Raw genomic sequence first — 6,741 nt, forward strand, 5'->3', positions numbered from 1 at the left:
GCAGCCAAGGGCCTCTGACAGACTGGGATTGATGAGCTGGTGTTCTTCCAACAACGACTCAGGCTGAAGATTCAGTTGCTGGCGATGCGCATAGGATTAACGCTTCCCACCACCGTTACCACCGCCATTGCCGCCGTTTCCGTTGCCGGCATTGCCGCCGCCGTTACTGTTACCTCCAGCATCGGCGCCGTTGCCACCCCGGCCGCCGCCCGCATTGCCGCCGCCGTTGCCAGGATTGGATGGATCGCTGCCCTTCACGTCAGTGCTGGAGTTGTCGGCGGGCTCTGAGCCATTGCCAAGGCCATTGTTGTTGCCTGGGCCGTTGCCATTGCCGTTGTTGCCACGGCCGCCGCTGCCAACTCCGCTACCCACTCCGCCAACGTCGCCGCTGCCGATGCTGCCGTTGCTGCCGCCAATGGCGCTGCCGCCTCCGCCGACGTTCGTGCCACCTGTCGATCCTGCAGGCGATGCGCTACCGACTGAATTACCCGCCAGGCTGCCCCCTCCAACGTTTCCGCTGGCACTGCCGGCGCCTGCGCTCCTGGCTGTGCTGGATCCTGAGCCTGCAGCAGCGGGCGAGCTCGTACCGGGCGCCGACCATCCACCGGAGCTCAGCACGCCGCGGGTGCCGACCGATCCTGTGGTCAGGTCACCCCGATCGCCGCGATCGCCCCGATTGAGTTGGCCTAGAGCCCGCGGGCGAACGGCGCAGCGGCAAACCTCCTCGCCTCTCACTAACGCAAGGCGGCAGTTGCCGTACATGGAGGCGTTGGCGACGGCTGGTTGGCATTGTTGGCCCGGCCTCACCGCTTGCGCATAGGACGGGATGGACAGGGACAGAAAGACGGCGGCGCTGGACAAAGCGAGAGCATGCGAACGCTTCATGGTTCACCTTCACAACTGAGTAATAATGAGGACTGGATGCCGCGAAGCGGCTCAGGCGGCTAGATTACGTCTAGGAAGTGACATGGTTCCGGCGTATTCATAGAAAAATATTCAATCTATGAGCAGATATGACGCAGTAAGCGTTTCCACTTTAGAAAACCGTGCGTATGAACTTGCTTAAGTATTGCCTGGCTGCTGCCAGCGAACAAAAGGAAGGCCTCTGATGACTTTGCATCATCAGAGGCCTTCCGCTTTGTACAAGCGAGGCGCATGCGACCGAATAATGATGGTCACTGCATAATGGTTCCAAGACCTCGCTTTGCCGACTAGGTCGGGGAGAGCGAACTAGCCGCGTGGTCTACGGGATCCGGCCTGCGCAACGGGAAGACGGCGGGCGACCGGAAGGTCCACTGTCGGCTCGCTCGTCCTCTCCCCCGAAGCCGATATCCAGCCACGGCCTGATTGGCGCGAGTGGATCGCATGGCCGGTCTGAGACGTCGGAAGGATAGCTGAGGTGAGGTTGTCGAGCACATAGTCGCCGCTCGCGGTGGTGACCGTCAGCACCGCATGAGCTTCCCCCTGGGACGTGGTCCCGACTGAAATCGAAAGGGCAGAAGCGGGCCACCCACGCTGAAGGAGCAGCTTGCGCTTCAGCAGGGCGAAATCCTCGCAGTCCCCTTTGCCGCTTGTGGGCAGAGCCCAGACATCCTCGCGCCCGTACTGCTCCATATCGGAGACTTCCACGATAGTGCTATTCACGTGGGAATTGATCTGTTGCAGTTCAGCCATCCTCTGCGGAGTGAGAGGCAGCTGAGCCACAGGCTTGGCTAACACCGGAGTTGTTTGAAGCGTGGCAATTGCAGCCAGCAGAAGTCCACCGGCGAAGCCGTGCGAGATAAAAGTCATTTGCGATGCCCCCGAAGTCGAGTTTTGCAACCAAGCTGGAACCATTGGGCTTGATCGACGTTGTTATGACCTTTTGAGCATAGCCTTGATTATAAGCCTAGAATAAGGCGGCTTGGCTTTGAACATCGCCTGGAAGTGCAACACTCGCGCGGTGAAAGTCGGCCCCTGTAGGATTTTCCCCTTTAAGGCTGGCGCTGTTTGCCACAATCCGCCGTCTATGTTGGCGGCCTTCTGATCCTGAGGTTCGACCGCGACTTCGAGGGGGAAGGTGAGGGCTTCTACCACTCGTGCGAGGCCCACCAGTTGCTGTTCGGCAAAGCCGAAGGCGCGTGGAAAACTACCAGCATCACACAAGAGGCGCTGCGGAGCGGGGGCAACCGTCAACTGCACGAAGGCTCGTGGGAGACCGAGGTTTGAGGCAACAATCCATTGAAGGGGGAACGCTCCTTCGATGAGGGCCGAGCGGAGGTGCGCCAGGTGGTGGCCGTTCCGAAGCGACTCCAACGGCGATAGCCGCAGGGCAATTTGGGACCCGTTAAACCTCACCCATCTGTCAGGCCACCTGACGATCCGCAGTTGTCGATGCACCCCTCTGCGCCGACCTTGCCGCCTCTCCAGCATCAACGGGGAGATAGTTGAAGCGAGATGTGGCGTCACCGGCATTAGCGATGAGGTCCAGCCCACTCGCCATATCCCGACGGCCAGCCGTCCAGCGATCTCCCACCGAGGAGGGCGAAAAGTCGAATGTCTTCGCCGCAAGCTCGTGGCTGGCGGCCTGGTAGGCGAGGTGAACCAATTTGACCTGGGGTCCCTTCGGATCAAGTTGCTCGCGAAGTTCGTACTCCCGCTGGAGGGCCTTGATGCTCTTGCGGGCCGGACTGGCGAACATGATGTCCTGCGTCCGCTCCAGGACCGCATCGAGCGATGCCGGCTGCGGACTGCGCAGGCTGAACAGCTCGATGGCGATACAGACAAGATCATGCTCCGGCGGCTCGTTGAAAGGCACGTCCAGGGGCAGGTTATTGGCATAACCTGGGTCGCATAGGAGGCGCCCGTCAATCTTAACGGGCGGGAATGCTGGCGTGATGGCGGTGCTGGCCAGGATGTGCTCGGGCCTGATTTCCTCGCGCGTGTTGTCGAAGAGCACCTCGTCGCCACTCTCCAAGTCGACGCAGCCGATGGTGAACCGGACCTCTGCCCGGTTGAGCCGGCCGAAGTCCACAAGCCGCTCAAGCGTCGTCCTGAGCGGGGAGTGGTCGAAGACCGCGACGTCGTTCGGCATCCAAGGTAAAGCTGACCAGAGGCCTGGATAGCGCTTCCGGAAGATGTTTGGGCGACAGAAAAGAAGGGTGAGCATCGAGTGCATGCCGTTATAGGTCTGCCGTAGCGTCTCGTCCCGGCTAAGCGCCCCATAGGTGTGCTGCGTTGCCTCCGCCCAGAACTGCTTGAGCTTGGCGAGGCGGTGCTCGGGAGCATTGCCGGCGAGGATCGCACCCGTGATCGCTCCGACCGAGGCGCCTATAATCCAGTCAGGGCAGACTTCCTGCTCATCAAGGTGCTCGCAGGCGCCAGCGAGGTAGGCTCCAAGAGCATTTCCACCGCCCAGCACAAGGGCAGCCTTTGGTTGGCGGCGCATAAGGGCCCCTTAGCCATGGTCTGGCGGTGTTCGATCTGTGGAGTGAGGCAGATGAACGTGCTGCACCGCACAAAGTTCCGCGCGGCAGGAAATGCGACTGCATCCTGCCTTATTCCTCAGCCGGAGCCGCGGAGAGATGCCTCATGGCCGAAGCATCAGATGATGATGAGGTCCGCCTGCGTGAGCTTGAGGTTCTTGGAAAGTGTCGCAAAGTGAACGGCCGCACCACTCCCGCTGCCGTCGGCATCGTAATAGAGCGTGCCTTTCTTGCTGTTGTAGATGATATGATCGTCGGCATCGGCCGCCTTGGTGCCGATCTTGAAGAAGTCCTTCTTCAGCTTGCCAGCCTTGCCGAGCTTTTTGAACACCGCATTGTCGAGCCGGACAGTGTCGTCCTTCACGTTGAAGTCGGCGACTTTGTCGACGTTGGACTTGCCAATCTTCTTGTCGAACACGAACGCGTCCTTACCCCTGCCGCCGCTGAGCAGGTCCTTTCCGGCGCCCCCGTTGATCTTGTCGGCTCCAGCGCTGCCGGTGACCATGTTGTTGAGCGTGTTGCCCGTGAGACTGAGACCCGAAGCGGCGCCTTCCGCCGAAAGAACCTCGACATTCTGGGACAGGGTGTGGCTGACCGTCGTGACCACCTTATCGGTTGCGCCAGCCGCATAGGCCTCGATCACCTGATCCCCGGCATTGTCGACATAGTAAGTGTCATTGCCCATAGTGCCGACCAGGAGATCGGCACCCGCGTAGCCACGCATTGTATTGCCGAGGGTGCTGAGCGCGCTCTCACCAGACAGCGCATCGGTCGAGATGCGCTTCTCGATCCCCAATCCGGCGAGGAGCGTCTGCGCGTCCACGACGCCGTTGAAGCCGGTGCGGGCCGTGAAGCCGATGGTCGTGGTCTGCCCGGCGGCTAGCGAACCGTTCCACCCGGCATTGTTCAGATCATAGACGACACCCTCGTCCCAGTTCGCCTCCGCGACGGTCCTAGCGCCCCAGATGCTGTCGATGTTGAACTTGCTCTTGAGAAAGATGCCCCAGTCGTTGACGCTCTCGTTGGCCGTCACCGTAATCTCGCCTTGGAAGCCGCCCCACTAGCTATTGGTAATTTTGATGGCCGTACGAACTTCCTCGCCTGGGGCGGCTGGCGTGTAGGACGTCAGTGTCGCCGGCAGGTCCACGCCCTCGCCATCGTCGCCATAGATGACATCGGCGCCCCCGGCGCCGTAGAGTTTGTCGGCTCCCGATCCACCGATGATGAGATCGTCGCCGCCGTTGCCGTAGCCGATGTCGTTGCCCTGACCCCCGAGGAGTGTGTCGCGCACGTTGCCGCCGAAGAGCTGATCGTCGCCGTCGCGCCCGTTGAGGCCGTTCACGCCCTCGTTGCCATAAAGCCGGTCGTGGCCGAGGCCTCCGATCAAGATATCCTCGCCGTTACCGCCATAGAGATCGAGCGGCTTGGCGGAGGAGGTGATAGCGCTGCCTCTCGTCGCCGATCCTGAAGCACCCGCCGGCGCGCTCGCAATCGGCTGGGCCGCCGCAAGCTCGAGAAGCCTCGCGGATGACAGGGTCGTGCCGTCGGCGAAGACGATCGCGACATCGTTGGAGCTCGGACCCGGAAAATCGTTGAATAGGATCGCATCGCCGCCATTGTCGAGGATGATCGCAATCTTGTCGTGGGGATCGGTCGGGATCCGGTTGCCGACCGTGCGCACAAACGTGAAGGAATCCACGTCGGCGAGGGTGTAGCCGGTTAGCCTGATGATGTCCTGGCCCGGCTGAAAGTCCCAGATCAGATCGACGCCGTCGCCCTTCTTGTAAAGGAACGTGTCCCGCCCGTCGTTGCCGTAGAGATTGTCACCAATGGTGACCCCGAGGGCATCGCCGATCCAGCTGAGATGACCGTTGTCCTTACCGCCGACGATGACATCGTTCCCGCCTTCGCCCTGCATCTCATCGTTGCCGAGGCCACCATAAATGGTGTCGTTGCCGTCACCCGCTTCGATCAGGTCGTCATAGCTGCTGCCGGGAATCGTGACGATCGGTGTCGGGTCACCGGGCGGCGGAGTCAGAGGGCCCGATGTGGGATCCGTGGGAGCAGGATCGGTCGGCGCCGGGTCCGGCGGGACCGGATTGATGATCTTCGGTGTGCCGGTCATCTGGCCGGCGAGCTTGAGGCTTAGGGCCCGCCCCTGGCCGTTGTCGCTGACACTGGTCAGACGCAGTCCGAAATGCTGCTGCAGTACGAGTTCGAGGCCCAGCGGCGCGGAGGAGGCCAAGGTAAACGTAGCCTCCTTAATGTCGTCCTTGCCGATCCCGGAAGTGCCGAACTCGATGCCGATGTCAAAGGGGCCGACAGCCTTGCCGACCTCACCGCTCATGGTGACGTCACCTTGGACCTGCATCACCCCGTTCGCCTTCACGGCGTACTTGGTGACGTTTGTGCCGCTGATCGACAGGCCAGCGAGGACGCTTTCATTCGAGACGTGGAAGAACAGTCCCCGAAGATCGGCCGTGTCCGGGCGGTCGGTGTCGTTCGCAATCACGTCAGTGACCCGGACATGGAAATCGAGCCTGCCGTCAAATGTCTCGGTGACGGTGACGAGAGCGCCCGGCTCCCACTGATGAGGAAATCGATCGACCGGAGGGACGTAAGCGACATGGAAGAACCTGATGGAAATGTATTCGCCACCAAGGGAAGTTTACCTTGCGGGAGTCAACGTGTTCCGAAGCGTTAACCACAAGTTGAAATGTAACTTTGCTTCAAATGCGATAGATAACATTGTACTTTTGTAAATGATCACAAGGTATTAACTAAGAATAGCGATAAATGCCTGCGTGTGTGGCCAACAGTCGCAGAGTGGAGGTGCGCGGTCGCGCGATTTGGACCTCAACATGGGCCGCAGGCCGACTTAACCGGTGGCGAAGGTAGTACAGGGGCCCTTTCATCTTCGCGACGGGTTACGGCAGCAGCGCGCTCAAAGACCCACACGCCGATCTGCCAGCCCTGCAAAAGCGGTTCGGTTCAGTTTCCTGGCCGGGCGATCATGGCCCGCTCCGCCTAAGTCTTTGAAGAAGCTCCGTTCGAGTGACGAGGTGGAACTTCCTGAGCGCCCGCTGCTTAACGGGTTCCTGATAAGGAGCACCCGCATGAGCCAATCCGACCAGGACCATATCGACCCGCCCGGCACCGAAGCGGAAATGACGCCGCAGGCCGACCACGGCGAGACGAGTTACCGCGGCAGCGACAAGCTTATCGGACGGGTGGCTGTGATCACCGGCGGGGACAGCGGGATCGGCCGGGCTGTGGC

At 61.0% G+C, this 6,741-nt stretch carries 6 protein-coding genes and 2 pseudogenes; 2 read left to right on the top strand and 6 right to left on the bottom strand.

Annotated elements, in window-relative coordinates; all coding sequences use genetic code 11:
* Nucleotides 1-96: 96 nt before the first annotated feature.
* Together DRB19_RS24710 and DRB19_RS24715 are read right to left on the bottom strand one after the other, a co-directional pair.
* Entirely contained in the window at nt 97-885 is a 789-nt protein-coding gene (locus DRB19_RS24710) for a hypothetical protein (RefSeq protein ID WP_114188679.1), read from the bottom strand.
* A 345-nt stretch (nt 886-1,230) separates the two neighbouring features.
* Nucleotides 1,231-1,836, bottom strand: coding sequence for a transglutaminase-like cysteine peptidase (locus DRB19_RS24715; RefSeq protein WP_114188680.1), 606 nt, complete (start codon nt 1,834-1,836; stop codon nt 1,231-1,233).
* 153 nt (nt 1,837-1,989) lie between these two features.
* Between DRB19_RS24715 and DRB19_RS24720 the strand changes: the two genes are divergently transcribed.
* Nucleotides 1,990-2,208, top strand: coding sequence for a hypothetical protein (locus tag DRB19_RS24720; protein WP_174799994.1), 219 nt, complete (start codon nt 1,990-1,992; stop codon nt 2,206-2,208).
* 136 nt (nt 2,209-2,344) lie between these two features.
* Here DRB19_RS24720 and DRB19_RS24725 read toward each other — a convergent pair whose 3' ends face one another.
* The 4 genes and pseudogenes from DRB19_RS24725 to DRB19_RS24735 all read right to left on the bottom strand — a co-directional run bounded on the left by DRB19_RS24725 (nt 2,345) and on the right by DRB19_RS24735 (nt 5,976).
* The gene (locus DRB19_RS24725) at nt 2,345-3,427 is read right to left on the bottom strand and encodes a patatin-like phospholipase family protein (protein ID WP_114188681.1); all 1,083 of its coding nucleotides are present in this window, start codon (nt 3,425-3,427) and stop codon (nt 2,345-2,347) included.
* A 155-nt stretch (nt 3,428-3,582) separates the two neighbouring features.
* Nucleotides 3,583-4,188: a calcium-binding protein gene (locus tag DRB19_RS31590; protein ID WP_338067381.1), complete on the bottom strand. Its 606-nt coding sequence runs from the start codon at nt 4,186-4,188 to the stop codon at nt 3,583-3,585.
* Nucleotides 4,189-4,314: 126 nt separating this feature from the next.
* Nucleotides 4,315-4,509: pseudogene (locus DRB19_RS31595) on the bottom strand (hypothetical protein); the annotation flags it as partial.
* Between the two features lie 15 nt (nt 4,510-4,524).
* Complete coding sequence (locus tag DRB19_RS24735) at nt 4,525-5,976, bottom strand: calcium-binding protein (RefSeq protein WP_114188683.1); 1,452 nt, start codon at nt 5,974-5,976, stop codon at nt 4,525-4,527.
* 604 nt (nt 5,977-6,580) lie between these two features.
* Between DRB19_RS24735 and DRB19_RS31305 the strand changes: the two are divergent.
* Nucleotides 6,581-6,741: pseudogene (locus DRB19_RS31305) on the top strand (NAD(P)-dependent oxidoreductase); the annotation flags it as partial.

It is taken from the genome of Microvirga aerophila, from assembly GCF_003332305.1.
Taxonomy (GTDB): Bacteria; Pseudomonadota; Alphaproteobacteria; order Rhizobiales; family Beijerinckiaceae; genus Microvirga; species Microvirga aerophila.